Consider the following 24,963-nt stretch of genomic DNA (forward strand, 5'->3'; position numbering starts at 1 on the left):
TTCCTTCTTACGCCGATGATTCCGCCCACCATTCCCGAGCTGGTCGCCCGTGCCGGGCAACTGCCGTATCTGCGGGATCACCTCGCGCTCGCCGATGGCGGCACCGCAAGCGCGAACCTGCCCGAGCGCACGCTCGGCAGCGCCTACGAACCGATCTACGACGTGACGATGCCGGGCGCACCGCAATCGACGTCGTTCGCCGACGCGATCGAGCGCTACGGCGACGAGCTCGGCTTCCAGGCCGTCACGGTCGTCACGGGCGCGCCGCACGATCCGGTCGACTCGGCCGTCGACGACCAGACGCTCGTCGCGATCGACCGCCTGTCGCGCGCGCTGCATGCCATCAATTTCTTTGGCGCGCAGCGCCATGGGCTGCTGTTCCTGCGCGTGCACGAACGGCTGCTGAAGAGCGTGAAGTACGACCACGGCAAGCACTTCTCGTCGGTGCTGCAGCGCTTCGGGCTGCCGGCCGAGCGGATCGTGATCGAGCTGCCGGCGGTCGCGGTCGCGCACAAGACCTTCCTCGGCTACCTGACGCGCAGCTATCAGCATCACGGCTTCAAGGTCGCCGACAAGCTGCCGGACCCGGGCCGCATCCTCGCGGTCGAATCGGAGATGGCGCGCCCGGACTACATCAAGATGGATGCGGGCATCGCATTGCGCGACGGAATGGTCAAGGCGCTCGTCGCCTATGCGCAGCGCGTGCGGATTCCGCTGATCTTCGACGGCGTCGTCGACGAAACGCAGTGCGAGCTGCTGCGCCAGTACGACGTCCGGTTCATGCAGGGGCCCGTGTTTGCGAAGGTCGTGACGGCCTGAGCCTCGGCGGATGAGGGGGTTCGCACACGCGGGGCGTCGCGTGCCGACAGAGGAATGCAGGTGATGTAACGTGGGGATCGGGCCGCCTGGCTCGCCCCGTCGTCCGAGGTCCGGCCGGCGGTTGCCGGCCTCGTGGAAAGACCGGCTTAGCGGGAACGCGCGCGCCTCGTTGCCGGCACGGTCGATGTCGGCGGTAACCTACCGCTTACGCCCTTCCACCGTCATCGTACTTGGGCAGATCGTCGTCGATCTCGATGCCCGGGAAGCGATCCCCATACCAGACATGCCAGGCCGGACGTAGCCGCGACGGCTCGTCGAGCGTCGCGTAATTGATCTCGACCGTCCTGGGTGCATCACTGAGCCGGTATTCGAGCTGCGCGCCGCAACGGCCGCAGAAGCGCCGCTCGCCCCACGCGCTCGACGCATACACCGTCGGCTCGCCTTGCAGGTATTCGAACGCGTCGATTGGCACCGATGCCGACGCGACGACCGCCGCGCCGGTCGTGCGCTGACAGAGCCGGCAGTGGCAAAAGCCGGCGTCGGCCGGAACACGGGTGATCCGGTACCGGATCGCGCCACATGCGCATCCGCCTTCCATCGATTCTGCGTGAGACATGGCAAGCCTCTTCGTCGGTGAGCTGGCGAACGATCATGCGCGCGGTTCGTTCGTGGCACAACCGGCGGCGGTGTCGTGCCCGGGCGCTGCCGACCGTACCGGCGACGGCACCCCACCGCGCGCGCCCGTCGCTCAGGCCGTCTGCCCTAGCCGCTGCGCGAGCGCCTTCAGCTTCGGCCCGACCTGCGTACGGAACACGTCCTCGTCCATCGACGATGCAGGGCCGCTGCAGCTCAGGATCAGCCAGCGCCCCTCGCGCGGCTCGCGAAACGGGACGGCCGCCGCGTTGACGTCCATGTGCCACGCCCGGAACGAATAGCAGCAGCCACCCGCCGAAAACTCGGCCACCGCCTGCTGCGCGGCGGCGACGAGCGCATCGGCGTCGGCCGCGCCGCCGGCCGCACGATGCAGCTCCGCATAAAGCGCGCGGCGCACGTCTTCCGGCTGCACGGCCAGGTACGCGCGCCCCATCGAGCTCGTCAGCATCGACAGCCGCGAGCCGGGCGCGAGCCCGAGCGTCAGCGCGGTCTCGCTGCGGATCGTCTCCAGGTAGATCATGTCGAGCCCGTCGCGGCAGCCGAGCGACACGGCCGCACCGATGTCACGCGCGAGCGCCTGCATGTGCGGCCGCGCGAGGTCGATCGTGCCCGAGCCCGACAGCAGTGCGTAGCCGAGCGACAGCACGCCGGCGTCGAGCGCATACTTTCCGAGCGTCTCGTCGTAACGCAGGTAGCCGAGCACGGTCAGCGTGTAGGCGAGCCGGTTCACCGTCGCCTTCGGCAGCCCCGTGCGCTCCGCGAAGTCGCGGTTGCCGAGCATCGTCTCCCCGGGCCGGAATGCGCGCAGCAGGTCGAGACCGCGCGCGAGCGCGACGACGAACTTGCGTTCGTCGATCGTGGTTTCGTCGATGGTTGAAAGTGTCATCTGGTGCTACACTGGGTTCGATTTGCAAAACATTGTTCCGCACAGCGGAACTTCAGTCAAGCAAACTCTCAGGTAACAAACCCGGCTGAATCAGGGACCGACCGTAAAGCATGGGGTCCGGGGGAAGCGCTGAAGTGCCAACTCGGGTCGACCGCAAAGCATGGGACCCGAGTAAGCGCTGATGTGCCAACTCGGGTCGATCGCAAAGCATGGGACCCGAGTAAGCGCTGATGTGCCAACTCGAGTCGACCGCGAAGCATGGGACCCGAGTAAGCGCTGATGTGCCAACTCGGGTCGACCGCGAAGCATGGGACCCGAGTAAGCGCTAAAGCGCTAACTCGGGTCGACCGCAAAGCATGGGACCCGAGTAAGCGCTAAAGCGCTAACTCGGGTCGACAGGAGATGAGACGATGAGTGCTGCAACTTTTCATTGGGACGATCCGCTGCTGCTCGACCAGCAACTGACCGAAGAAGAGCGGATGGTGCGTGATGCCGCGCAAGCGTACGCGCAGGACAAGCTCGCACCGCGCGTCACCGAAGCATTCCGCCACGAACGCACCGACGCCGAAATCTTCCGCGAGATGGGCGAAGTCGGCCTGCTCGGCCCGACGATTCCCGAGGAATACGGCGGCCCCGGCCTCAACTACGTGAGCTACGGCCTGATCGCCCGCGAAGTCGAGCGCGTCGATTCGGGCTACCGGTCGATGATGTCCGTGCAGTCGTCGCTCGTGATGGTCCCGATCTACGAATTCGGCTCCGACGCGCAGAAGCAGAAGTACCTGCCGAAACTCGCCACCGGCGAATGGATCGGCTGCTTCGGGCTGACCGAGCCGAACCACGGCTCCGATCCGGGCAGCATGGTCACCCGCGCGAAAAAGGTGCCCGGCGGCTACTCGCTGTCCGGCGCGAAGATGTGGATCACGAACTCGCCGATCGCCGACGTGTTCGTCGTGTGGGCGAAGCTCGAAGAGAACGGCAAGGACGCGATCCGCGGCTTCATCCTCGAGAAAGGCTGGAAAGGCCTGTCGGCGCCCGCGATCCACGGCAAGGTCGGGCTGCGCGCGTCGATCACCGGCGAGATCGTCCTCGACGAGGTGTTCGTGCCGGAAGAGAACCTGATGCCGAACGTGAGCGGCCTGCGCGGCCCGTTCACGTGCCTGAACTCGGCGCGCTACGGGATCGCATGGGGCGCGCTCGGCGCGGCCGAGTCCTGCTGGCACACCGCGCGCCAGTACGTGCTCGACCGCCAGCAGTTCGGCCGGCCGCTCGCCGCGAACCAGCTGATCCAGAAGAAGCTCGCCGACATGCAGACCGAAATCACCCTCGGCCTGCAAGGCGTGCTGCGCCTCGGCCGGATGAAGGACGAAGGCACGGCGGCCGTCGAGATCACGTCGATCATGAAGCGCAACTCGTGCGGCAAGGCGCTCGACATCGCACGACTCGCGCGCGACATGCTCGGCGGCAACGGTATCTCCGACGAATTCGGCGTCGCGCGCCACCTCGTGAACCTCGAAGTGGTCAACACGTACGAAGGCACGCACGACATCCACGCACTGATCCTCGGCCGCGCGCAGACGGGCATCCAGGCATTCTTCTGATCGTCCGGATGCAGCAAGCGCGGCAAGCACGCCGCGCCGTGCTCGCGCAAAAGACACGGCCCGCCCGGCAGTCATGCCGGGCGGGCCGTTTTTCATCGGATCCGCGCACCGGGCCGCCGGCCCGGTATCACGTTCCTCTGCAGCCGATGCTTACTTGTTCGGCTGCGGCGTGAGGCGCAGATACGGACGCACCGCGTTGAAGCCCTTCGGGAAGCGTTTCTTCAGCTCTTCCGGATCCTGCAGCGACGGGACGATCACGACGTCGTCGCCATCCTTCCAGTTGCCGGGCGTCGCGACCTTGTAGTTGTCGGTCAGCTGCAGCGAGTCGATCACGCGCAGCACTTCGTCGAAGTTGCGCCCCGTGCTGGCCGGATACGTGATGGTGAGCCGCACCTTCTTGTTCGGGTCGATCACGAACAGCGAACGCACCGTCAGCGTTTCGTTCGCGTTCGGGTGGATCATGTCGTACAGCTGCGAAACCTTGCGGTCCGCATCGGCGATGATCGGGAAGCCGACGACCGTCGACTGCGTGTCGTTGATGTCGTTGATCCAGCCCTTGTGCGACTCGACACCGTCGACCGACAGCGCGATCACTTTTACATTGCGTTTCTCGAATTCGCCCTTCAGCTTCGAGGTCAGCCCGAGTTCGGTCGTGCACACCGGCGTGTAGTCGGCCGGATGGGAGAACAGGACGCCCCAGCTGTTGCCGAGCCATTCGTGAAACTTGATCGGGCCCAGGCTCGATTCCTGCTCGAAATCCGGTGCGATGTCGCCAAGACGCAGACTCATGATGTTCCCTCCTCGAACGATGCTGGTTGAAACCGCGCCCGGATCGGCGCGGGAAAGTCTGTCAGCTTACGGGAAGCAATGGGGCATGCGAACGATTATTCCGTTTGATATTCATACTTTTTTGTCATTTTTGCCTGGTGTCGGGGCGGGACAACCGGCCGAAAGGGAAACTTTTCAACCCTTTTGTCGCTCTGTTCATGATTGCGAGTCGTTTACCATGCAGTCTTGCACCGCCACCGTGTGTCTTCCCGGCTCGCCAGCAGGCAGGCGTTTCGCTAGGATATGAACCTGCAGCATGACAGCACGAAGGGAGTTGCAATGTCGGAAATCAACAAGGAGAAACTGATGTCGGATATCAAAACCGTTCTCTCGGACGCCGAAGACCTGCTCAAGCAAGCTGCGAGCAGCACGGGCGACCGTGCGGCCGAGCTGCGCGAGAAAGCCATGTCGCGCCTCAAGCAGGCCAAGGAAAAGGCGGCCGACGTCCAGGTCGTGGTGGTCGAGAAAGGCAAGAAGGCCGCACGCGCGACCGACGACTACGTGCACGAGCATCCGTGGACGTCGATCGGCGTTGCCGCCGGCGTGGGCGTGCTGATCGGCCTGCTGATCAACCGCAAGTAACGCGCTCTGCGCCGTTTCGTCCCGCTGGCCGCGTCGCGCGGCCAACGGGCGTCGAAGCCAGCCGGCAGTTTCCGCCGGCCGGCTTTGTCCTAGCTGCACACTGCACGCGCACGCACCTCACCCATGACGACAGACACCACCTCGCAGCCGTCCGGCCAAGGACCGCTGCGCCGCCTCGTCGGCTCCGCGATCGGCCTTCTGCAAACGCGCCTCGAACTGGTGGGCATCGAGCTTGCCGAGGAGAAGGAGCGCCTGATGGGCGTGCTGTTCCTCGGGCTCGCCGCGATGATGCTCGCCACGATGGCGCTCATCAGCCTGACCGTGCTCATCGCGATCGCGTTCTGGGATACCTACCGCTGGCAGTCGCTCGCGGCGATCACCGCGCTGTATGCCGCGGGCGGGATCGCCTGCGCACTGAAGGCCCGCTCGGGCCTGCGCGACGCGCCGACCGTATTCGAGGCGACGCTCGCCGAACTCGAGAAAGACCGCGAACTGTTCCGCGGCAAGCCGTGAACGCAGTCGCGCTCACCCCTCCCACCTACTTCGCCGACGCGCCATGAGCCAGAACGTCACGGGCAATTCACCCCGCTCCCATTCGTCGCGATCGACCTGGAGCGCGTCGCAGCATCGCGCGCTCCGCAAGGAACTGCTGATCCTGCGATCCGAAGTCGAGCGGCTCGAACTCGCGGAAGCCGCCGGCGACATGCGCCGCGCGGTGACGCGCTTCAGCTGGCTCAAGGTGTTCATCCCCGGCCTGTCCAGCAGCAAGTTCAGCCAGTCCGCCAAGAACCTGAACGCGAACCTCGGACAGCTCGTCAACCAGTATCCGATGCTGAGTTCGCTCGCATCGCTCGTGCTCGCCAAACCCGTTCGCTCGCTGCTGCGCGCGAGCGCGGGCCCCGCGCTGAAGTGGGGCACCCTCGGTTTCGCGGCATGGGAGGTCTACCGGATCTGGAAGCAGTCCCGCGACGAGCGTGGACTCGACACGCACGACGACTGACCGTCGTCGGCATCCCGCGCGCACGGCCAAGCGCCGTGGCGCGCCTTCCCGCCGCATTCAACGCACGCCCCAGCACGCCGCGACCGGTCCGTCGGCGCCGTCACTTCGCACATTGCCTTTCGTCCCGTCCGAACGCAGCGTGAATGCGCCGCACGCATCGTCGTGCATCGGGCCCGTGTCGAGCGGGATGGCCTCCAGGTCATAACCCACCGGCGAATCGTCGCGATCCGGCCGCCTGAGCGCCAGTCGATAGACCGCGCGCCCGTCCGGCGGCGCTTGTGTGAGCGCCATCGGCAATGCCGAAGGCGGCACACCATCCAGTGTTTCAAGATATTGGGCCGCACGGTACAACGCGGCGACCGCCGACGCGCGATGAACGCGCACGACATGCTCGCGATACGACGGGATGCCCCATCCTGCCAGCACCGCAACGATCGCGAGCACGATCATCAGTTCGATCAACGTGAATCCCGCCGAGCGGTACACGCACGCGCGACCGTTCATCGGAGCACCGTCGCGATGCGACGCCAGTGCAGGGCGACGATGTGCCCATCACGGATCGCGACCTGGTGCTGCAGCCAGACTGCGCTCGATGCATGTGCACCGACGCCACGCGCGGTGACGACGTATGCGCGGCCGCCGGCCGGCCCTGCCCCGCGCCACGCTTCGATCAGGCATCGCGGCGGTTGAACGGCCATCGGCCATCCGGCGAACGGCGCGAACGCTTCAGCGGCCGCCAGCGCCGGCATGCGCCGCCACGCGTCGGGCTCCGCGTGCGACTCGCCTTCACTCACGTACGGCGCCGCGCCCCGGCGCAATCGCGCGGTGCACGCTGCCAGCGCGGCGTCGGCCGCGTGGAATGCGATCAGCCGATCGGATAATGCGCGCGTGCGGCGCGACTCCGTCAGTGCGGCTTCGAACCACGTGCCGGTCAGCGCCGCCACCGCTGCGCCAATCGCGATCACCGCGGGCAATGCGAGGCCCGCGTCGCGACGCCAATCGCGGCTGGCTGACCGCAAGCGCATGTGCAGCGCTTGCCGGCTCGCTGTTTGGACTTTCGCATCTGCAGCCTGCCGCGGACCGTCACGGCGTGTTTCGATTCGCTCATGCATGTTGCGTGTCGCAACGCACCGCGACCTCTTGCGCGCATACTGCCTCGCTCCGTTCATCGCGGCACCTCGCGTTCATCCGTGGCATCACGCGACGTATCGTCGAATGTGCGCGCGGCATTGCGCAACGCGACGATGCGATCGAGCGTCAGACGCACGCGGCCGTCTTGCGCAACGACAATGCGGCCGTCGCAGTCGACGTGCCGCACCGGCTCGCCCGTCGGTTCGCCGCGCGCCCGCACGCAGACATGCACGGCCACGACATCGCGCCAGTCGTCGCCGCGCAATGCATCGGCCTCGACGAACTGAGTGCCGCCGCGGCGAAGATAGCGCACCCGCAACTGATCGATTCCCGACACGATCGGCTGCGGCGTGCCCGGACGGCCGCTTCCTTCGCAATACAGTTCAGGTTCGCCCGTCGACGGACTGGTGTGCACATCGAAGCGGTTCTCCACCGGCGCACGTTCGCCGGACACGCCGACACCCTGCCCGAGGCAATCCGACACCTGGCCGCTAACGGTGAGCCACGTCGACACGGCATCGCCGACATACCGGATCAGCAAAGCGTCCGACGCACCGCGCACCGGCTCGCACCGTACCTGCGCGCCCTCTCCCCTCACGCGCGCCATCGAACAGCCGAACACGGGGGGCAACGACGAGACGCCTTCCAAATCGAGCGGCCGAAATCCGGCCATCTGGATCTGCTGGCCGATCAGCATCAGTGCGGTGCCGGCCGCATCGCGCATCCGGAACCCGTCGTCCGCGCGCCGCTGTGCGACGCGCTGCGCGTGGTACAGCGCACCGGCCGCCGCGAGCACGAGCAGACCGACGGTCATCGCAATCAACACTTCAAGCAACGTGTGCGCACGCATGCGGCGATCAGCGTTCATCGGCTTCAGCCTCCCGATACGGAATCCGGACACACGACGGCGGCTGCGCCGGGCTTCCCGCCGCTTCGCATCGCGGCTCGGTGGCCGCATTGCCGCCACGCCAGCCGACAACCGTGTAGCGAACGCCATCCGGCCCGTCACCGCGCGTCATCGTGCCGCCGGGCAGCGACGCCGTGGCCCGCGCCGCGAGGTCATCACCGGCCTCCGCAGCGACGTGCAGGCGCTCGATACGCGCATCGGCCAGCCACAGCGCGCGCTCACGCCAGATCGTCGCGCGCTGCGCACGCGCCATCGCAAGCTGGCTGCCCGCTACGGCGAGCATGACGGTCGCGAGCAGCGCGATGGCCAGCATCGCTTCGATCAGCGACGTGCCGCGCATGGCGTTGCGCATGACGCTCACGCCGCGTCGCAACGGCCGGCGACAACCCGTGCCCGACCGCCTGCCGCGATCCGCACGCAACGCGACGCATGCGCGTCGTCCGCCCCCGGCACGTCGCGTCGCGGACGCAATTCGAAGCGCCGGATGCCACCGATTGCCTGTCCGACCGGCGGTGCGAACGCGAGATCGTGCGCGGCACCCGCGACGGCCACTTCGGCATCGCGCGGATAGCGCCGCAGCACGCGCGACTGCCCGTCGACCTGCCCGCTGACGATCCAGTCGCACGACCATTCAGCCGGATCACACCGTTCACCCGCACGCAGACAGGTGCCGGCGCTACCCGCCCGGCACAGCGTGACGCGCACGCCGAGACGCGTCGCCTCGGTACGTGCAAACGACAGCGCACCGAGCAGCGCGCGCGAGCGTGCATCCACGCGTTCGCGCATGCGCCACTGGTCGAACGCGGGCGCAGCATAAAGCGCGAGCCCGGCCGCCAGCGAGATGGCGACCATCAGTTCGACGAGCGTGAATCCGCCCGCGCGTCGCAATACAGTTTTCAGGGGTTGAGCATGCAGTCCCATCGCAGTCGTCCGTCGCCAAGGTGATGCGACGACTGTAGCGACACGTGCGGACACGCACCATTTGCCGAATGGCTGACTGGCGGCATGCGATCGCGACCGACACAATCGGCGCGAACTGACCCAACGGAGAAGACGATGAACGAACGCAGCGCGTCAGCGCTTACGTGGAGTCTTGGCGGGAGAGGCGCGACGGAACTCTTCGATCACGTCGGCAAATTCGGAAACGTCCTCGAACCGGCGATACACCGATGCGAAGCGGACATAAGCGATCGTATCGAGCCCGCGCAACTCGTTCATCACGAGTTCGCCGAGTTTCTCGCTACGCACTTCGCGCTCGCCTGTCGCGAGCAGTTGATATTCGATGCGGGCGACCGCCGCGTCGATCGCGTCGGCAGCGACCGGCCGCTTGCGCAGCGCGAGTTGCATGCTGGCGACGAGCTTGCGACGGTCGAATTCCGTGCGGCTGCCGTCCTTCTTCACGACGAACGGCAGGGACAGCTCGACCCGCTCGTACGTCGTGAAGCGCTTGTCGCAAGCCGAGCAGCGACGGCGCCGCCGGATCGCGGCGCCATCTTCGGACACGCGGGAATCCACGACCTGCGTGTCGTCATGCCGGCAGAACGGGCAGCGCATCGTCGATCAGCGATAGACCGGGAAACGCTTGGTCAGCTCGGCGACCTGCGCGCGCACGCGCTCGATCGTCGCTGCATCTTCCGGATTGTCCAGCACGTCCGCGATCAGGTTGCCCACCTGCTCCGCTTCCGCCGGACCGAAGCCACGCGTCGTCATCGCCGGCGAACCCAGGCGCACGCCGCTCGTCACGAACGGCTTTTCCGGGTCGTTCGGGATCGCGTTCTTGTTCACCGTGATGTGCGCCGCGCCCAGTGCCGCTTCCGCTGCCTTGCCCGTGATGTTCTTCGCACGCAGGTCCACCAGCATCACGTGGCTTTCCGTGCGGCCCGACACGATCCGCAGGCCGCGCTTCACCAGCGTTTCAGCCAGCACGCGGGCGTTCTCGACCACCTTCTCCTGGTATGCCTTGAACTCCGGCGACAGCGCTTCCTTGAACGCCACCGCCTTGCCCGCGATCACGTGCATCAGCGGGCCGCCCTGGATCCCCGGGAAGATCGCCGAGTTGATCGGCTTCTCGTACTCGGCCTTCATCAGGATCACGCCGCCGCGCGGGCCGCGCAGGCTCTTGTGCGTCGTCGTCGTCACGAAGTCCGCGTGCGGCACCGGGTTCGGGTACACGCCCGCCGCGATCAGGCCCGCGTAGTGGGCCATGTCGACCATCAGGTACGCACCGACCGACTTCGCGATCTTCGCCAGACGTTCGAAATCGATCTTCAGCGAGAACGCCGACGCGCCCGCGACGATCAGCTTCGGCTTGTGTTCCTGCGCCAGCTTCTCGGCCGCTTCATAGTCGATGTCTTCGTTTTCGTTCAGGCCGTAGCTCACCACGTTGAACCACTTGCCCGACATGTTCACGGGCGAACCGTGCGTCAGGTGGCCGCCGTGCGCGAGGCTCATGCCCATGATCGTGTCGCCCGGCTTGAGCATCGCGAAGAACACGCCCTGGTTCGCCTGCGAGCCCGAGTTCGGCTGCACGTTCGCGGCTTCCGCGCCGAACAGCTGCTTCACGCGGTCGATCGCCAGCTGCTCGACCACATCGACGTATTCACAGCCGCCGTAGTAGCGCTTGCCCGGATACCCTTCGGCGTACTTGTTCGTGAGTTGCGAACCCTGTGCGGCCATCACCGCCGGGCTCGTGTAGTTTTCCGACGCGATCAGCTCGATGTGATCTTCCTGGCGGCGGTTTTCCTGCTCGATCGCGGCAAAGATTTCGGGATCGACGTTCGCAATGGTGCTTTGGGCTCTGTCAAACATACGGTTTCCGTTAAGTGTGTACAGGTTGACCGGAGCGGCCGAGTACGGTGCGCTGCTGGCGGGACCAGCTCGACGTGGCGGAAGAATCCGTATGACGCGAGGCAGGACAGCCACCGGCGATGCACGCGACGGCGCACAACGGCTGCCCAGGCGAACGGCAAAAACGGCGCCCCGCGCTTCACGGTGGGATGCTCCACCTTGAACCCGAAGGGTTCTATCGCCAGTCACGCAGGGGTGATGAGCGCGTTAGTGTATTGGATGCGTCATGAATAGGCAACCGCACGGCGGTGCGCCGGAAGCAATTGGGGCCAGACTCTACGCGCCCGTGCGGGAACGCTGTGCCGCCTTGCCGCGGTGCGGCAATCTCAGTAGGCTTGCGGGATATCACTCGCTATTTTGTCATCCACCAGGAGCAGCAATGATCGTGTTCGTCACAGGCGCGTCCGCCGGCTTCGGCGCCGCCATCGCCCGTGCCTTCGTCAAGGGAGGCCACCGCGTCGTCGCGACCGCGCGCCGCAAGGATCGTCTCGATGCGCTCGCCGCCGAACTCGGCGATTCCCTTCTGCCGCTCGAGCTCGACGTACGCGATCGCGCGGCCGTCGAGGCCGTGCCGGCCGCCCTTCCCGCCGAATTCGCGGCGCTCGACGTGCTCGTCAACAACGCCGGCCTCGCGCTCGGCGTCGAGCCGGCCCAAAAGGCCAGTCTCGACGAATGGCACACGATGATCGACACGAACTGCACGGGCCTCGTCACGGTCACGCACGCGCTGCTGCCCGGCATGATCGATCGCGGCCGCGGCCACATCTTCAATATCGGCTCGGTCGCGGGCTCGTACCCTTATGCGGGCGGCAACGTCTACGGCGCGACCAAGGCTTTCGTCAGACAATTCAGCCTGAACCTGCGCGCCGACCTGCTCGGCACGCCGCTGCGCGTCACCGACATCGAGCCTGGCCTGTGCGGCGGCACCGAATTCTCGAACATCCGCTATCGCGGCGACGACGCCAAAGCGGCGAACGTCTACAACAATGTTCAGCCGCTGATGCCCGAGGACATCGCCGACACGATCTACTGGATCGCGACGCGCCCGGCGCATGTCAACGTCAACACGATCGAGCTGATGCCGATCGCGCAAGCCCCCGGCGGCCCGACCGTCCACCGCGGCTGAAGCCACGCGGGCCCGGCCCCTCCGCGCCGGCCCGCGGTGTGCTACGACATACTACATTCCGTTACGAATCGGTTACGAATCAGGCTCTTGCCTTCCGGTAGAATGCGCGCCATGACCCAGCCTACCCGCTCCCCGGAAGCGCCGTCCGGCTTCATCTGGCCGGTGCGCGTGTACTACGAGGATACCGACGCAGGCGGCATCGTCTTCTATGCCAACTACCTGAAGTTCTTCGAACGCGCCCGCACCGAGTGGCTGCGCGCATGCGGCATCGACCAGCGCCAGCTCGCCGACGACACCGACGCGATCTTCGTCGTCCGCAGCACGTCGCTCGACTACCGCGCCCCGGCGCGACTCGACGACACGCTGGCGATCACGAGCCGGCCCGGACGCATCGGCCGCGCGTCGGTGGAATTCGCGCAGGAAGCCTGGTGCGGAGACACGCTGCTCGTGTCCGGGCACATCCGTCTCGGCTGCGTGGACCGTACCGGCATCCGGCCCGCGGCCATCCCGCCGGCCGTGCTCGACGCGCTGCAGCGCGGGCCCGTCATCAACGACGGGCAGACTGCACTGTCAACGAAGCTCGCATGAGCACCGTTTAGACAAAGCCTATGAACTTGCCTTTCTGATTCGATACTAAGCAAGGTTCGGCGCCAGGCATGGCCGGCGCGCCGCGCCACACGCATACCGGGCGCCCCGAAGGGACGTTACTCAAACCTCTATGAACACTTCTCAAGACCTGTCGATCATTTCCCTCGTCCTCAACGCGAGCGTGCTGGCCCAGGCCGTGATGGGGCTGCTGCTGCTGCTGTCGCTGATGTCGTGGACCTTCATCTTCCGCAAGTGGTTTGCGATCCGCCGTGCGCGCGCGCAGACCGAACGCTTCGAGAAGGATTTCTGGTCGGGCGGCGACCTGCAGGCGCTGTACCAGAGCGCAGCCAACAACCGCCACACGATCGGCGCGCTCGAGCGGATCTTCGAATCGGGCATGCGCGAATTCCTGAAGGCGAAGGAAAAGCGCATCAGCGATCCGGGCCTGGTGCTCGACGGTGCGCGCCGCGCGATGCGCGCGTCGTTCCAGCGTGAAATGGACGTGCTCGAAGCGAACCTCGCGTTCCTCGCATCGGTCGGCTCGGTCAGCCCGTACATCGGTCTGTTCGGCACGGTCTGGGGGATCATGAACTCGTTCCGCGGCCTCGCGAACGTGCAGCAGGCCACGCTCGCCAACGTCGCACCGGGCATCGCCGAGGCGCTCGTCGCCACCGCGATCGGCCTGTTCGCCGCGATTCCGGCGGTGGTCGCGTACAACCGCTACGCGCACGACATCGACCGCCTCGCGATCCGCTTCGAGACCTTCATCGAAGAGTTCTCGAACATCCTGCAGCGTCAGGCCCAGTAAGGAGCGCGCCATGGCAGGAAGCCCCATCCGATCCAGCATGCGCGGCGGCCGCTCGCGCCGCGCAATGGCCGACATCAACGTCGTGCCGTACATCGACGTGATGCTGGTGCTGCTCGTGATCTTCATGGTCACCGCACCGCTCGTCGCCCCGTCGATCATCAACCTGCCGACCGTCGGCAACGCCGCGCCGCAGGAGCAGACGCCGCCCGTCGTCGTCAACATCAAGGCCGATCGCACGATGAGCGTCAAGTACAAGGGCGACTCGGGCGCGACCCAGGAAGACACGATGACGAAGGCCGAGCTCGACAGCTTCATCGTGGCCCGGCAGGCTGACCATCCCGACCAGCCGGTCGTGATCGCGGCCGACAAGACGGTGCAGTACGATGCCGTCATGACCGTGATGTCCGATCTGAAGGCGCGCGGCGTCAAGCGCGTCGGCCTCCTCGTCAAATCGCAATGAACCGGCAGCAATCCACGCGCAGCTCCGCCTACCCGCCTCAGCCTCCCCGCGAGCGCGGCACCTGGCGCGCATTCGCGCTCGCCGCGCTGATGCACGTGCTGCTCGCGCTGTTCCTGTATCACGGCGTGCAGTGGCAGAACAGCACGCCGGCCGGCGCCGAAGCCGAGCTGTGGACCGAGGTGCCCGATGTCCCCGCGCCGCGGCCCGTTGTCACACCCGCACCGCCCGTGAAGGTCGCGCCGCCCCCTCCCCCGGTGCGCGACGAGCAGGCCGACATCGCGCTGCAGCAGAAGAAGCGGCAGCAGGAAGCGGCCGCGCGTGAAGCACTGCTCGAGCAGCAGCGCCGCGCGCAGCAACTGAAGGCCCAGCAGGAAGAGCAAGCCCGGCGCGCGCAGCTCGCGGCGCAGCAGGCAGCCGCACTCGCCGCACAGAAGGCCGCGGAACGCGACAAGCAGAAGCAGGCCGACAAGCTCAAGCAACAGCAGCTCGCCGAGCAGCAGAAGCTCGAACAGCAGAAACTCCAGCAGCAAAAGCAGGCGCAGCTCGAAGCGCAGCAGGCGGCGAAGGCGAAGGCCGACGCGGCCGCGAAGGCAAAGGCGGAAGCCCAGGCCAAGGCGAAGGCCGAAGCCACGGCGCGCGCGAAGGCCAATGCGGCAGCGAACGCGAAGCTCGACCGCGAGCGCAGCGCACGCCTGGCACAGATGCAGGGCCTGTCCGGCGCCGGTGAAGGCGGCGGCGAAGGCCTCGCGAAAAGCGGCACGGGCACGGGCTCAGGCGGCAATGCCGCGACGCCCGGCTATGCCGACAAGGTGCGCCGCCGCGTCAAACCGAACATCGTTTGGGGCGGCGAGCGAGCAGGCCTGACCACCGTCGTCAAGATTCGGTGCACGCCGTCCGGTGACGTCTTGAGCGCATCGGTTTCCCGCTCCAGCGGGAATTCGGGGTGGGATCAAGCCGTGGTGAGTGCAATCCACGCATCGGTCCCGTTGCCGCCCGATTCTAACGGTCGTACCCCGTCGGACATTACGATTACCTTCAAGGCGGCGGAGTGAAAAGAATTGCGCTTACACTCCGGGCGTCGCTGTCGGACGGGAACGAATCGGGTATTTTTACTGTCTCTGCCGTTGCGCAGCGATCCAAGCCATACGGGAAGCAAGAAGCATGAGTTTGATGACAAAGCTAGGTTTCAGGGCACTCGTGGCCTCGTGTCTGATTACGGCGGGCAGCGCCGCTAACGCCCAGGTCAACGTGCTGATCACCGGTGTCGGGTCGACCCAGTTCCCCATTGCCACGGCGAATTTCGCGAATGAGGCGAACCTGCCGCAGCAGGTCACGTCGATCGTCCGCGCCGACCTCGCCCGCAGCGGCAAATTCACCAACATCGACGCCGGCAGCACGCCCGTGCCGGAGAGCGCATCGGTCGACCTCGGCGCATGGAAGGCCAAGGGCGCGAATGCGTTCGTCGCCGGCAGCGTGAACCGCGAGGCGAACGGCCAGTACAAGGTCAACTTCATCCTGTACGACACCGTGAAGCAGCAAAGCCTCGGCGGCCTGTCCCTGACGGCCACCGACACCACGCTGCGCACGGCCGGCCACAAGATCGCCGACTACATCTACCAGAAGCTGCTCGGCGTGCGCGGCGTGTTCGCCACGCGCCTGTCGTACGTGATCAAGACCGGCAACCGCTACCAGCTGCAGATCTCGGATTCGGACGGCCAGAACGCGCGCATCGCGCTGTCGAGCACCGAACCGATCATCTCGCCGTCCTGGTCGCCGAGCGGCACGAAGGTCGCGTATGTCTCGTTCGAGCGCAAGAAGCCGATCGTCTACATCCACGACCTGCCGACCGGCCGTCGCTACATCGTCTCCGACCAGAAGGGCAACAACAGCGCACCGGCCTGGTCGCCGGACAGCAACACGCTGGCCGTCGCGCTGTCGCTGACGGGCAATACGCAAATCTATACGGTCAACTCGACGGGCGGCGGCCTGCGCCGCCTCACGCAGAGCAGCTCGATCGACACCGAGCCGTTCTACTCGCCGGACGGCCGCTGGATCTACTTCACGAGCGATCGCGGCGGCGCGCCGCAGATCTACCGGATGCCGGCACAGGGTGAAAGCGCCGGTGCCGCGCAGCGCGTGACTTTCACCGGCAGCTACAACACGAGTCCGCGTATCAGCCCGGACGGCAAGCTGCTCGCTTACATCTCCCGCACGGGTGGGGGCTTCAAGCTGTACGTTCAGGATCTGCAGTCCGGCGCGGCGAACGCCATCACGAATACGAATCGCGACGAATCGCCGAGCTTCGCGGCAAACGGCCAGTACCTTCTGTACGCTACCCAGTCGGGTGGTCGCAATGTTCTGGCAGCAGTGCCCTCGGACGGCAGCGCGCCGCCGCAAATCCTGTCCGTCCAGGGCGGCTCCGTACGTGAGCCGTCGTGGGGGCCCTTCATGCAATGACCACAAGGAGAGTAAACATGATGTCGAATAAAGCTCGTCTGGCCCTGGCCGTGATGATGATCAGCGCGCTCGCAGCGTGCAAGTCGGGCGTGAAGCTCGACGACAAGGCGAATGCCGGCGGTGCGGTCAGCACGCAACCGAGCGCCGACAACGTCGCGCAAGTGAACGTCGATCCGCTGAACGACCCGAACAGCCCGCTCGCGAAGCGCAGCATCTACTTCGACTTCGACAGCTATTCGGTGAAGGACGAGTACCAGCCGCTGATGCAGCAGCACGCTCAGTACCTGAAGAGCCACCCGCAGCGCCACGTGCTGATCCAGGGCAACACCGACGAACGCGGCACGAGCGAGTACAACCTCGCGCTGGGCCAGAAGCGTGCGGAAGCGGTCCGTCGCGCGATGGCACTGCTCGGCGTGAACGATTCGCAAATGGAAGCCGTGAGCCTCGGCAAGGAAAAGCCGCAGGCAGCGGGTCACGACGAAGCATCGTGGGCGCAGAACCGTCGCGCCGACCTCGTCTACCAACAGTAAGTAACGGAAGAATCGCCGTATGACGCACCGTGTATCCCTGCTGCGCGTTGCCGCAGCATTCTGCGTCGCCGGCGCGGCGTGGTCGGCCGCGCCGGCGCACGCCGGCGTGTTCGACGACAACGAAGCGCGCCGCGCCGTGCTCGATCTGCGCAGCAAAACCGACAACCTGGCGAGCCAGTTGTCCGCCGCCCAGCGTACGATCCTCGATCAATCCGGCCGTCTCGACCAGCTGAACCAGCAGGTCGCGACGCTGCGCGGCGAGAACGAGGACCTGACGAACCGGCTGACGACGCTCGAGCGGCAGCAGAAGGAGTACTACCAGGATCTCGACACGCGGCTCAAGAAGTTCGAGCCGCAGCAGGCGACGATCGATGGTGTCGAAGGCACCGTGCAGCCGGGTGAAACGGATGCGCTCAGCGCGGCGCAGCAGCAGTTCCGCAACGGCAACTTCAAGGCGGCCGCGGCTTCGTTCCGCGCGTTCATCGCGAAGTATCCGCAGAGCCCCTACCAGCCGACCGCGCAGTACTGGTACGGCAATGCGCAATACGCGCTGCGCGACTACCGCGGTTCGACTGCAACGTGGCAAGGGATCGTCAGCAAGTTCCCGCAGCATCCGCGCGCAGCCGACGCCCTGGTGGCAATCGGCACGAACCAGCTCGAACAAGGCCAGAAGGCGGCCGCGAAGAAGACGTTCGAGCAGGTCGTGTCGCAGTACGCCGGGTCGAACGCAGCGCAGACCGCGCAGGGCAAGCTCGAGACGATCAAATAATTATCGCGGCGGGTTGTTGACAGCCTGACAACCCGTCGCTATAATCTTTTGCTCTTTGGGTCGTTGCCCAAGTTGTTGAAGCAACGAACCAACAGGTTTCAAGAACGTGGGGTGGTAACTCAGTTGGTTAGAGTATCTGACTTTTAATCAGAGAGTCGAGGGTTCGAGTCCCTCCCACCCTACCAACTATCTTTGATAGTGCAAATTAAAGCCTCCCAAGCGGAGGCTTTTTTGCATCTGTCGCATCCGTATCGAAGCGCGGCATCCCGGTGATGTCTGCGACGCACTCGGCCGCACTCTCCCGACTCCGCCACCGGACTGCGCACGCACCCTGCCCCGCCCGTGCGTCAGCGCACGCTCACGTCGCGCAGCACGCCACCATATCCCGTGTACAGATTGCCGTCGGGCAGCAACTGCCGCTGCGCAAGCTGCCGATGCACGACCGGCAGGTGATGGAACGGCATCCGCGCGAACAGGTGATGTTCGATATGAAAATGAATCGCGTGCGGGCCGAACAGGAACGTCTGCCACGAAGGCCGGACGATCGTGCGCGCGTTGCGGCTCTGGTCGGCACCGGCCGGCAGCCCCGCATGCTCGAAGATCGCGCGCACCTGTCCGGCGAGCGGCAGCAGCGTGACGGACGGCACGATCCACAACGTGACGTACAGCAGCGGATGTCCGGCCCATGCGAGCGCGCCGAACAGCACACCGTTGCCGGCCAGCATCGACGCGACTTCCCACGCGGCGTACGCGCGCGACTTCCCGACCTTCGGCAATGCATGCGCGAACTCGCCGCGGGCGAGCTTCACGACGCTCGTCACGTAGCCGATCCCGCATGCGTACGCGAGCAGGCGGCCGATCAGCCGCCGGCGCGTCACCGGATAGTCGTGCACGCCGAACAGCAGCGCGACGGGATCGTCCGCCTCCATCGGTGCGCGATGGTGCTTCAGATGGCCGGCACGATACGTCCGCAGCGACAGCCACAGCGGGCCGGCCGCGAACAGTTGGCCCAGCGCATCGTTGACGCGCCGGTTGCGCGCCAGCAACCCGTGCGCGGCTTCGTGCATCATCACCGCGAGCGCAAGCTGGCTGCGTGCGATCACGATCGCGGCCAACGCGTACACGAACGGATGCGCAAATGCGATCGCAACCGCGAACGCGACGGCAATCATCAGCCAGTCGCCTGCCAACGCTGCACCCACACGCAACGCGCTCACGCGAAACAGCGCGGGATCGGGCACGAACCGCGCAAGCTCGGCATTCGGCCCGGCATGATGAACAGGGGCATCCGTCACGCGAGCCTCCCGCGCAACGAACGCCGCTCGACCCAGAGCGCACTGACCATCGCGAGCGCCACGCCGCCCAGCACGTCGACGACCGTATGCTGCTTGAGCGTCAGCGTCGACGCGCAGATCAGCAGGCCGACCGCCACGGTCACGAGCCGTCGCCGATCCACCAGCATCCGGCAGGCAAGGCACGTCACTGCGACATGCAGGCTCGGAAAACCATTGGCCGCGAGATCGAGCTGCCACATGCGTGCGAGACGGTGACGCACGAACGTATTGCCGATCTCCGCGACGTCGGGCCGCGGCACGGCTTCCGGAAACAGCAGGAAGCACACGACACCGAGCACGAACGCGATCAGCACGGCCTCCTTGAACGCGGCGAACGCAAGCGGCCGCGCATACGCGGCAAGCGCAATCACGAACGGAAAAAAGCCGACATAGACGAACCACGACCATGCGATGAACGGAATCCGCGCATCGATCGACGTGGCAAACACGTAGCGCGGCGTGACGCTGCGCTCCAGCAGAAAGAAGATCGCGAGGCCGGCTGCCATGCCGAACGTCGCGGCCAGCATCTGCCGGATATCGGGCCGGCGATCGTCACGAAACGACAGCGAATTCATCGTGGCGCCGGCGCCTCGCATCGCGTCTCCGTATCGGCCGCCTGCACATGCGGACGCAACGCGAGGAGGCGCGACGTCCATGCGTCGACGCGCGCACGCGCCTGCTCGCGGCCGGCGATCGTTCCTGCCTGCGTACCGGGATTGCGCATCAATTCGGCTGCGGCCTGCCCGACTTCCTGCCGGAACGCGCCCGCATCGCCGCGCCAAGTGACGACGCGATGCACGAGCTTCAGCCGTGCAGCGCGCGCGGCGTTGCTCGCCTGCTCGGGCTGGTCGGACTGCACGAGCAGGATCGGGCGGTGATACACGCGTGCGATCGACAGCGCGGCCATGCCGGGCGCCGACACGATCAGCGGTGCATGGGCGGCGCGCGTCACCCAGTCGGCGTCGACCCCGGTCCAGCCGTCGTGTTCGGCGTAGCCCTCGCCGACGCGATGGGTGGCGAGCCCCGCGTCGCGCATGCCGGCGGACAACGCATCGGCGAGCGCGATATCGCGAAAGTGCGGGTTCAGATAAATGGCGGCTGCAGCCGGTTCCGAAGCGGGTTGCCCGGCGACGATCGGCACTGGCGTCGGCAGACGGTAATGCGCGCACGATCGCCGGACGTCATCGGCGGCATCGTACGCAAAATCGTGTTCGATGCAGCACCGCGCCGAATCGATCTGCCAGTCGACGATCCGTGCAAATGCACGCGCCAGTGCGCGCGGCAGCCGTGCATCGAAATTCTCGGTCAACGCGCGGCGCAGGCTGCCGCCATACACGTGGACGATGCGGCGCCGCCAGCCCGGCATCGCCCCCATGAACAGCAGCGCCGGATGAAACGAATCGTTGATCACGAGATCGGCATCGCGGACGATCGCACGCAACCGCGCGATGTCTCGCAGCATACGCGTCGGCCTGAACACGTAGTGCGCGACATTGCGATCGGTCGCGTCGCGCAGCATGTTCTGCCGTTCGTCGAACTGCACCGCGTAGTGACGGGACAGCACGGCCGCGTCGATGTCGAACGCAGCCAGGAACGCCTGCCCCGCATCGGACGTCGTCAGCACGTCGACCTGCGCGCCGGCCGCACGCAGCGCATGCACGAGCAGTTGCGCGCGCATCAGGTGGCCGCGTGCGTCGGCCGTCGCGAGATAGACGATCCGCGGCATCATGCGCGCGGACGAAGCGACTGGAACCAGCCGGCCGCGACCATCGCCAGCGCGCCCGTCACGCCGAAACCGGCCTCGATCGCGCGGATCTCGTTCAGCAACGCGGCGAGATGCGCTGCCTCGGACGGCGCAACCAGACGGCGCAGCGTGTCCGAGCAGAGCCGGACATGCCGCGTCTCGTCGGCGAGCACGCGCGAGAGCAGCGGGTACAACGGATGGGCATCGCCGATCGTCGCGCAGTGACGCGCGAGCACGCGCATCGCCATCTGTTCCGCGCACAGGCCCGTCGCATAGGCCGGCACGAGCACGCCTTGCGAGAAATGCGGCGCATGGCGCTGCGCAAGCCGGCGCCATCGCATGATCTTGCGCCGGCTCAACCAGTCGGGCTCGTGCGGTGCAGTCGACGGCGCGACGCCGCGCTCGCGCAGCGCATCGGCGAACGCCGCTGCGTGGCGACGCTCGTCCGCGAGGTGCTGCTCGATCCGCGGCGCAAGCCAGTCCGGCGGCTGTCCGGTCCAGTCCTCGTGCAACGCGCACTCGGTCGCTTCCTCGCCGATCAGGTACATGCGCAGCACCCAGCGCTCGCCATGTGTACTGCGATGCAACTGCCGGATCGCCGCCCGCTTGAGGCGATCGACGAGATACGCGCGCACCCGCGCCGCGCCGCGCGGCACGGGCGCCTCGAGACAATCGAAGCGTGCATCGTGCGCTGCCTGCGGCGACGCCGGCAGTTCGCCTGCCGCGCTCATGCCGGCTCGCCTCGTGCAGACGCGGATTTCGTCGCAGCCGCCGCAGCGCCAGCCGGATCGCGACGCCATCCGAGGATCAGGCCGATGAAGCTTTCCTGCATGAACGCGTGCGCGGATGCGGCTGCACCCGCAAATGCTTCCTCGCGGCCGTTGACGCGCAGATAGCCATTACCGTCACGCGCACCGAACTCGATCCGGTCGTTCTTCCTGAAGCCGCGCGTGAGCATGTCCTTCACCAGCGCGCTGCCGTCCAGGCCGAACAGGAACAGCTCGCGCCGGGCGACCCACACCGGAATGTGATTGCTCAGTGCATCGAAGCGAATCGTCCACGTGCCGGATGCGAGTGCGCGATCGACGTCGGCATCGTGCGGCGCGTTCGATGCAAAGCTCGCACGCGCGACCGACTTCGTCAGGCCGCCGACGCCGAGCCCAATCGTGATGTCGTCCGCGGACGGCTGCTTCGGATCGGTTGCGCTCACCTTCACGAAATGCCGCGCGAGCCGCGATGCCAGCGACGGATGCGCGAACAGCGCCAGCGTTTCGTCCGGCGTGAGCACGTCGCGCTCGCCCTCCCCCTCCTTCACCCGCACGCGATACGGATCGATCCGAACCTCGGTGAACGTGCCGTGCACGGGCGCATGGACGTACACGTCGCGGTCCCATTTCGCGCCGTCGCGACGCAGCAGCACGTGCACGCTCAGCGGCACGCGCCGGCCTTCGCCGTCGACGCCCGTGCCCTGCAGCAGCACGTCGCCGAGCACGTCCTTCGTGCGGCGCGTCGCATCGCTCGAGAAGACGATCGCGTGCGCATCGGTATCGATGCTCGCGTGAACGTCCGGCGCATCGAGCGCGACGCGATTGCAGTCCGCGGCGGCCGCGTTCGCGAACGGGCAGCCGCTTTGCGATGCGAAGTGGTAGATCCCGCGCCCCGCATGGTCGACCGGCGCGGCATGGGCGCCGACGCTGGCGGCAAACAGGGCGAGGCAGGCAACACGGGTGGCGAGCGTGGACATGGTCGTTGTCAGGATGGATGCTGGGTGTCGGCGTGTCGTGGCCGCGCGTGATGCGCGGCGCCGGTTCAATGACGGTGATAGGACAGCGCGTCGAGATCGCGCCGGGCCGATGCACGCCCGGCGAGACCGAAACCGCGTGCGAGCGCGCCGAGCGTATCGACGGCGGACGCCGCGATCGTGACGCCGACGGCCGCGAGATAGCGGACGACGCCAAGTTGCGGCAACTGCTGGTGATTCAGCGCACGCAGGCTATAGCCGAGCCGCATCGCCATCACGCAGAACGGGCCGAGCGGGCCACTGCGACCGAGCCACTGCCATCCGCGCGGCAGGTATGCATTTACGAGATACGGCGTCAGCCCGACGCTGTCCTCGCCGCGCATCCAGCGCAGCTTCAGCGATTCGCGTTGCGTGTCCGGCAGCCGATGTTCGGTGTGCGCGGCCGGTGCGAACTCGACGGCCACGCCGGCTGCCTGCATCCGCAGCCCCATCACCTGGCAATGCGCGCGATAGACGCCGTCGAGCGGCTCGTAGCGGAATTGCGCGAACACGTCGCGCCGGAACGCGACGTTGTTCGCGTAGAAATTGCGTGTCGCACCGTCACGCAGCGGGCTCGGGAAATACATGAAATCGATCGACGTCAGCGCGACGCCGAGCACGTTCGGCGCATAGCTGGTGCGCCCCGCCACCGCGGCTGGCGCATCGCCGGCTTCGCGTGCGAACGGTGCAAGCAGGTGCTCGAGCCAGTCGTCGGCCGGCCTGCAATCGGCATCGCCGAACACGACGATGTCGCAACGGGCCGCGTCGACGCGGTCGAACCCGTCGTTCTTCGCATCGTAGTAGCCGGTGCTCGCGCCGATCTCGACGAAGTCGATCGGGCGGCCCGCCAGCGCGGCGATCTCCGCGCACGCATCGGCCGGCAGGCCGTCGTGCGTGATGATCCATTGCGCGAGTGCCGCGGGTGGCACGGTCTGCTTCGACAGCGCCGAGACGAGGCGCTTCAGGCTGTCGACGGCCTGCACGAGCCCCGCGCCGCCGCGCAGGTTGTTCGTCTCCAGCACGAGCGCGGCCCGCGCCGCCACGGCATGGGCCGCCCCGCGGGTGTGCCGCGTGGTTTCTGTGAAGTCTGGCATCCGGAATATCTCCATCGTCATGCGCACAGGCATGGATGAAACGAATGGGCGGGGAGCCCGCCGCGCATCGGCGAATGCGGGGCGCCCGCGACCGTCGTCGCAAAACGGGCGCCCTCGAAGGCGCCCGCTTCGCGTGCCGTCACTCCTGGACGGACGGCGCCGATTCGGCGTCGGGATAGCGCGGCTTCGCGTTCTGCAGGTCACGCGTGTTCTTCTGCACGGCGACCGAGCCGAACAGCGCGAGCACGAACGACATCGCGTAGAAGCCCTTCTCGCTCAACTGCAGCGTCGCGTTGACGAGGCCGACGACCAGCAGCGCGATCGACAGCAGCAGCGCGATCCAGCTGAGGCCGTAGTAGATGCCGGTGACGGGAATGCCTTCCGCGCGGTCGCGGACGCTCTTCTGCAGCGAGATGGCCGCATAGAGACCGAACACCAGCACGGTGAAGTAGTAGCCCTTCTCGTTGAGCTGCATGCCGGCGTTCCACAGACCGATCAGGAATGCCGCGAAACCGGCGAGCAGCGCGGCCCACGACGCGGCCACGAACGCAAACGACGGCTGCTGGATGGTGGTCTGGTTCATTGCTTTGCCCTCTCTTTCTTTTTGTTCGAAATCGTTTTCGTTGAACTGCGTTTCGCGCATGGTAGCAGCTTTGGCGCGTGCCACGACAGCGTCGCTTGCAGTCTTACATGCCGCGCTGCGCCCGCCGCCAGCGTCCCGGCGTCGTGCCGAGCACCGCGCGAAACGCCTTGCCGAAGGCGGCCTCGGACTGGTAGCCGACCGCCTGGCCGATTTCCGCCTGCCCGCGCTGCGTATCCTGCAGCAGCGCGCACGCGTGCATCATCCGGATCTGCGCGACGAACGCGCCGACGCTCATCCCGGCCCGCTCGCGGAAATGCCGTGCGTACGTCGCGCGCGACATCGCAGAGGCGTCGCCGAGCGACTCGACCGTCCAAGGTTTCTCCGGCGCCTGCAGCACGGCCTGGACCGACGGGCCGAGCCGCGCGTCGGCCGCCAGCG

Annotated in this window: 31 protein-coding genes, 1 tRNA gene and 1 riboswitch; of the genes, 14 read left to right on the plus strand and 18 right to left on the minus strand. The window is 66.6% G+C overall.

What is annotated here, in order from left to right; genetic code table 11:
* The first annotated feature begins 15 nt into the window (after positions 1–15).
* Positions 16–819, plus strand: coding sequence for an EAL domain-containing protein (locus G3N98_RS11895; RefSeq protein ID WP_089424610.1), 804 nt, complete (start codon positions 16–18; stop codon positions 817–819).
* A 205-nt stretch (positions 820–1,024) separates the two neighbouring features.
* Here G3N98_RS11895 and G3N98_RS11900 read toward each other — a convergent pair whose 3' ends face one another.
* Both G3N98_RS11900 and G3N98_RS11905 read right to left on the minus strand, forming a co-directional pair.
* Entirely contained in the window at positions 1,025–1,435 is a 411-nt protein-coding gene (locus G3N98_RS11900; protein ID WP_206148291.1) for a GFA family protein, read from the minus strand.
* A gap of 132 nt (positions 1,436–1,567) precedes the next feature.
* The gene (locus G3N98_RS11905) at positions 1,568–2,359 is read right to left on the minus strand and encodes an IclR family transcriptional regulator (RefSeq protein ID WP_047850652.1); all 792 of its coding nucleotides are present in this window, start codon (positions 2,357–2,359) and stop codon (positions 1,568–1,570) included.
* A 410-nt stretch (positions 2,360–2,769) separates the two neighbouring features.
* Here G3N98_RS11905 and G3N98_RS11910 point away from each other — a divergent pair, with 410 nt between their 5' ends.
* Complete coding sequence (locus G3N98_RS11910) at positions 2,770–3,957, plus strand: acyl-CoA dehydrogenase (protein WP_021157157.1); 1,188 nt, start codon at positions 2,770–2,772, stop codon at positions 3,955–3,957.
* Between the two features lie 150 nt (positions 3,958–4,107).
* Here the strand turns inward: G3N98_RS11910 and G3N98_RS11915 are convergent, their stop codons facing one another.
* Complete coding sequence (locus tag G3N98_RS11915) at positions 4,108–4,746, minus strand: peroxiredoxin (protein ID WP_069247250.1); 639 nt, start codon at positions 4,744–4,746, stop codon at positions 4,108–4,110.
* Positions 4,747–5,064: 318 nt separating this feature from the next.
* Between G3N98_RS11915 and G3N98_RS11920 the strand changes: the two genes are divergently transcribed.
* From G3N98_RS11920 to G3N98_RS11930, 3 genes are all read left to right on the plus strand, one after another.
* Complete coding sequence (locus tag G3N98_RS11920) at positions 5,065–5,367, plus strand: YqjD family protein (protein ID WP_006494044.1); 303 nt, start codon at positions 5,065–5,067, stop codon at positions 5,365–5,367.
* Positions 5,368–5,490: 123 nt separating this feature from the next.
* The gene (locus tag G3N98_RS11925; RefSeq protein WP_011351086.1) at positions 5,491–5,880 is read left to right on the plus strand and encodes a phage holin family protein; all 390 of its coding nucleotides are present in this window, start codon (positions 5,491–5,493) and stop codon (positions 5,878–5,880) included.
* A 43-nt stretch (positions 5,881–5,923) separates the two neighbouring features.
* Positions 5,924–6,367, plus strand: coding sequence for a DUF3318 domain-containing protein (locus G3N98_RS11930; protein ID WP_089472227.1), 444 nt, complete (start codon positions 5,924–5,926; stop codon positions 6,365–6,367).
* 57 nt (positions 6,368–6,424) lie between these two features.
* Here the strand turns inward: G3N98_RS11930 and G3N98_RS11935 are convergent, their stop codons facing one another.
* From G3N98_RS11935 to glyA, 7 genes are all read right to left on the minus strand, one after another.
* On the minus strand, positions 6,425–6,871 hold the full coding sequence (locus G3N98_RS11935; RefSeq protein ID WP_206148292.1) for a type IV pilin protein: 447 nt from the start codon (positions 6,869–6,871) through the stop codon (positions 6,425–6,427).
* Entirely contained in the window at positions 6,868–7,392 is a 525-nt protein-coding gene (locus G3N98_RS11940) for a hypothetical protein (RefSeq protein ID WP_206148293.1), read from the minus strand. The genes G3N98_RS11935 and G3N98_RS11940 overlap by 4 nt, the downstream gene beginning before the upstream one ends.
* Positions 7,393–7,532: 140 nt before the next feature.
* Positions 7,533–8,366, minus strand: coding sequence for a PilW family protein (locus G3N98_RS11945; RefSeq protein ID WP_206148294.1), 834 nt, complete (start codon positions 8,364–8,366; stop codon positions 7,533–7,535).
* Complete coding sequence (locus G3N98_RS11950; protein ID WP_241025872.1) at positions 8,356–8,757, minus strand: hypothetical protein; 402 nt, start codon at positions 8,755–8,757, stop codon at positions 8,356–8,358. The genes G3N98_RS11945 and G3N98_RS11950 overlap by 11 nt, the downstream gene beginning before the upstream one ends.
* 5 nt (positions 8,758–8,762) lie before the next feature.
* Positions 8,763–9,326 carry a GspH/FimT family pseudopilin gene (locus G3N98_RS11955; protein ID WP_089460483.1) on the minus strand — a complete coding sequence of 188 codons (564 nt, stop codon included), beginning with the start codon at positions 9,324–9,326 and terminating at the stop codon, positions 8,763–8,765.
* Positions 9,327–9,479: 153 nt separating this feature from the next.
* Positions 9,480–9,959 carry a transcriptional regulator NrdR gene (gene nrdR, locus G3N98_RS11960; protein ID WP_089424602.1) on the minus strand — a complete coding sequence of 160 codons (480 nt, stop codon included), beginning with the start codon at positions 9,957–9,959 and terminating at the stop codon, positions 9,480–9,482.
* 6 nt (positions 9,960–9,965) lie between these two features.
* Positions 9,966–11,213, minus strand: coding sequence for a serine hydroxymethyltransferase (gene glyA, locus G3N98_RS11965; protein WP_021157166.1), 1,248 nt, complete (start codon positions 11,211–11,213; stop codon positions 9,966–9,968).
* Between the two features lie 137 nt (positions 11,214–11,350).
* Positions 11,351–11,451, minus strand: a riboswitch (ZMP/ZTP riboswitch).
* Positions 11,452–11,631: 180 nt separating this feature from the next.
* Between glyA and G3N98_RS11970 the strand changes: the two genes are divergently transcribed.
* The 9 genes from G3N98_RS11970 (at position 11,632) to G3N98_RS12010 (ending at position 18,175) form a co-directional block, all read left to right on the plus strand.
* Positions 11,632–12,378: an SDR family NAD(P)-dependent oxidoreductase gene (locus tag G3N98_RS11970; RefSeq protein ID WP_089430665.1), complete on the plus strand. Its 747-nt coding sequence runs from the start codon at positions 11,632–11,634 to the stop codon at positions 12,376–12,378.
* A gap of 102 nt (positions 12,379–12,480) precedes the next feature.
* On the plus strand, positions 12,481–12,966 hold the full coding sequence (gene ybgC / locus G3N98_RS11975; RefSeq protein ID WP_206148295.1) for a tol-pal system-associated acyl-CoA thioesterase: 486 nt from the start codon (positions 12,481–12,483) through the stop codon (positions 12,964–12,966).
* 130 nt (positions 12,967–13,096) lie between these two features.
* The gene (tolQ, locus tag G3N98_RS11980; RefSeq protein WP_021157170.1) at positions 13,097–13,774 is read left to right on the plus strand and encodes a protein TolQ; all 678 of its coding nucleotides are present in this window, start codon (positions 13,097–13,099) and stop codon (positions 13,772–13,774) included.
* Between the two features lie 10 nt (positions 13,775–13,784).
* Complete coding sequence (gene tolR / locus G3N98_RS11985; RefSeq protein WP_011351075.1) at positions 13,785–14,234, plus strand: protein TolR; 450 nt, start codon at positions 13,785–13,787, stop codon at positions 14,232–14,234.
* Entirely contained in the window at positions 14,231–15,286 is a 1,056-nt protein-coding gene (tolA, locus tag G3N98_RS11990; RefSeq protein ID WP_089424599.1) for a cell envelope integrity protein TolA, read from the plus strand. Before tolR ends, tolA begins: the two co-directional genes overlap by 4 nt.
* A 109-nt stretch (positions 15,287–15,395) precedes the next feature.
* Positions 15,396–16,691, plus strand: a complete 1,296-nt coding sequence (gene tolB, locus G3N98_RS11995) for a Tol-Pal system beta propeller repeat protein TolB (protein WP_043189432.1) — start codon at positions 15,396–15,398, stop codon at positions 16,689–16,691.
* A gap of 17 nt (positions 16,692–16,708) precedes the next feature.
* Positions 16,709–17,221 carry a peptidoglycan-associated lipoprotein Pal gene (gene pal / locus G3N98_RS12000; RefSeq protein ID WP_089424598.1) on the plus strand — a complete coding sequence of 171 codons (513 nt, stop codon included), beginning with the start codon at positions 16,709–16,711 and terminating at the stop codon, positions 17,219–17,221.
* Positions 17,222–17,240: 19 nt separating this feature from the next.
* A complete protein-coding gene (gene ybgF / locus G3N98_RS12005) occupies positions 17,241–17,990 on the plus strand; it encodes a tol-pal system protein YbgF (protein ID WP_011351071.1) in 750 nt (249 codons plus the stop codon).
* Positions 17,991–18,098: 108 nt separating this feature from the next.
* A tRNA-Lys gene (locus tag G3N98_RS12010) sits at positions 18,099–18,175 on the plus strand.
* Positions 18,176–18,337: 162 nt separating this feature from the next.
* Here the strand turns inward: G3N98_RS12010 and G3N98_RS12015 are convergent.
* From G3N98_RS12015 to G3N98_RS12050, 8 genes are all read right to left on the minus strand, one after another.
* Complete coding sequence (locus G3N98_RS12015; RefSeq protein ID WP_206148296.1) at positions 18,338–19,285, minus strand: fatty acid desaturase family protein; 948 nt, start codon at positions 19,283–19,285, stop codon at positions 18,338–18,340.
* Positions 19,282–19,920 (minus strand): phosphatase PAP2 family protein, encoded by a 639-nt coding sequence (locus G3N98_RS12020; protein WP_241025873.1) that lies wholly within the window; start codon positions 19,918–19,920, stop codon positions 19,282–19,284. Before G3N98_RS12020 ends, G3N98_RS12015 begins: the two co-directional genes overlap by 4 nt.
* Positions 19,896–21,053, minus strand: coding sequence for a hypothetical protein (locus G3N98_RS12025; RefSeq protein ID WP_206148297.1), 1,158 nt, complete (start codon positions 21,051–21,053; stop codon positions 19,896–19,898). Before G3N98_RS12025 ends, G3N98_RS12020 begins: the two co-directional genes overlap by 25 nt.
* Positions 21,050–21,799, minus strand: coding sequence for a hypothetical protein (locus tag G3N98_RS12030; RefSeq protein ID WP_206148298.1), 750 nt, complete (start codon positions 21,797–21,799; stop codon positions 21,050–21,052). Before G3N98_RS12030 ends, G3N98_RS12025 begins: the two co-directional genes overlap by 4 nt.
* Positions 21,796–22,812: a hypothetical protein gene (locus G3N98_RS12035; RefSeq protein WP_206148299.1), complete on the minus strand. Its 1,017-nt coding sequence runs from the start codon at positions 22,810–22,812 to the stop codon at positions 21,796–21,798. The genes G3N98_RS12030 and G3N98_RS12035 overlap by 4 nt, the downstream gene beginning before the upstream one ends.
* A gap of 65 nt (positions 22,813–22,877) precedes the next feature.
* A complete protein-coding gene (locus G3N98_RS12040) occupies positions 22,878–23,942 on the minus strand; it encodes a glycosyltransferase family 2 protein (protein ID WP_206148300.1) in 1,065 nt (354 codons plus the stop codon).
* A gap of 139 nt (positions 23,943–24,081) precedes the next feature.
* A complete protein-coding gene (gene yiaA / locus G3N98_RS12045) occupies positions 24,082–24,525 on the minus strand; it encodes an inner membrane protein YiaA (protein ID WP_206148301.1) in 444 nt (147 codons plus the stop codon).
* A gap of 103 nt (positions 24,526–24,628) precedes the next feature.
* Positions 24,629–24,963: AraC family transcriptional regulator (locus G3N98_RS12050; protein WP_206148302.1), on the minus strand; the 335-nt coding region annotated here is incomplete at its 5' end.

The sequence above is a fragment of the Burkholderia sp. Tr-20390 genome (assembly GCF_017104595.1).
Lineage (GTDB): Bacteria > Pseudomonadota > Gammaproteobacteria > Burkholderiales > Burkholderiaceae > Burkholderia.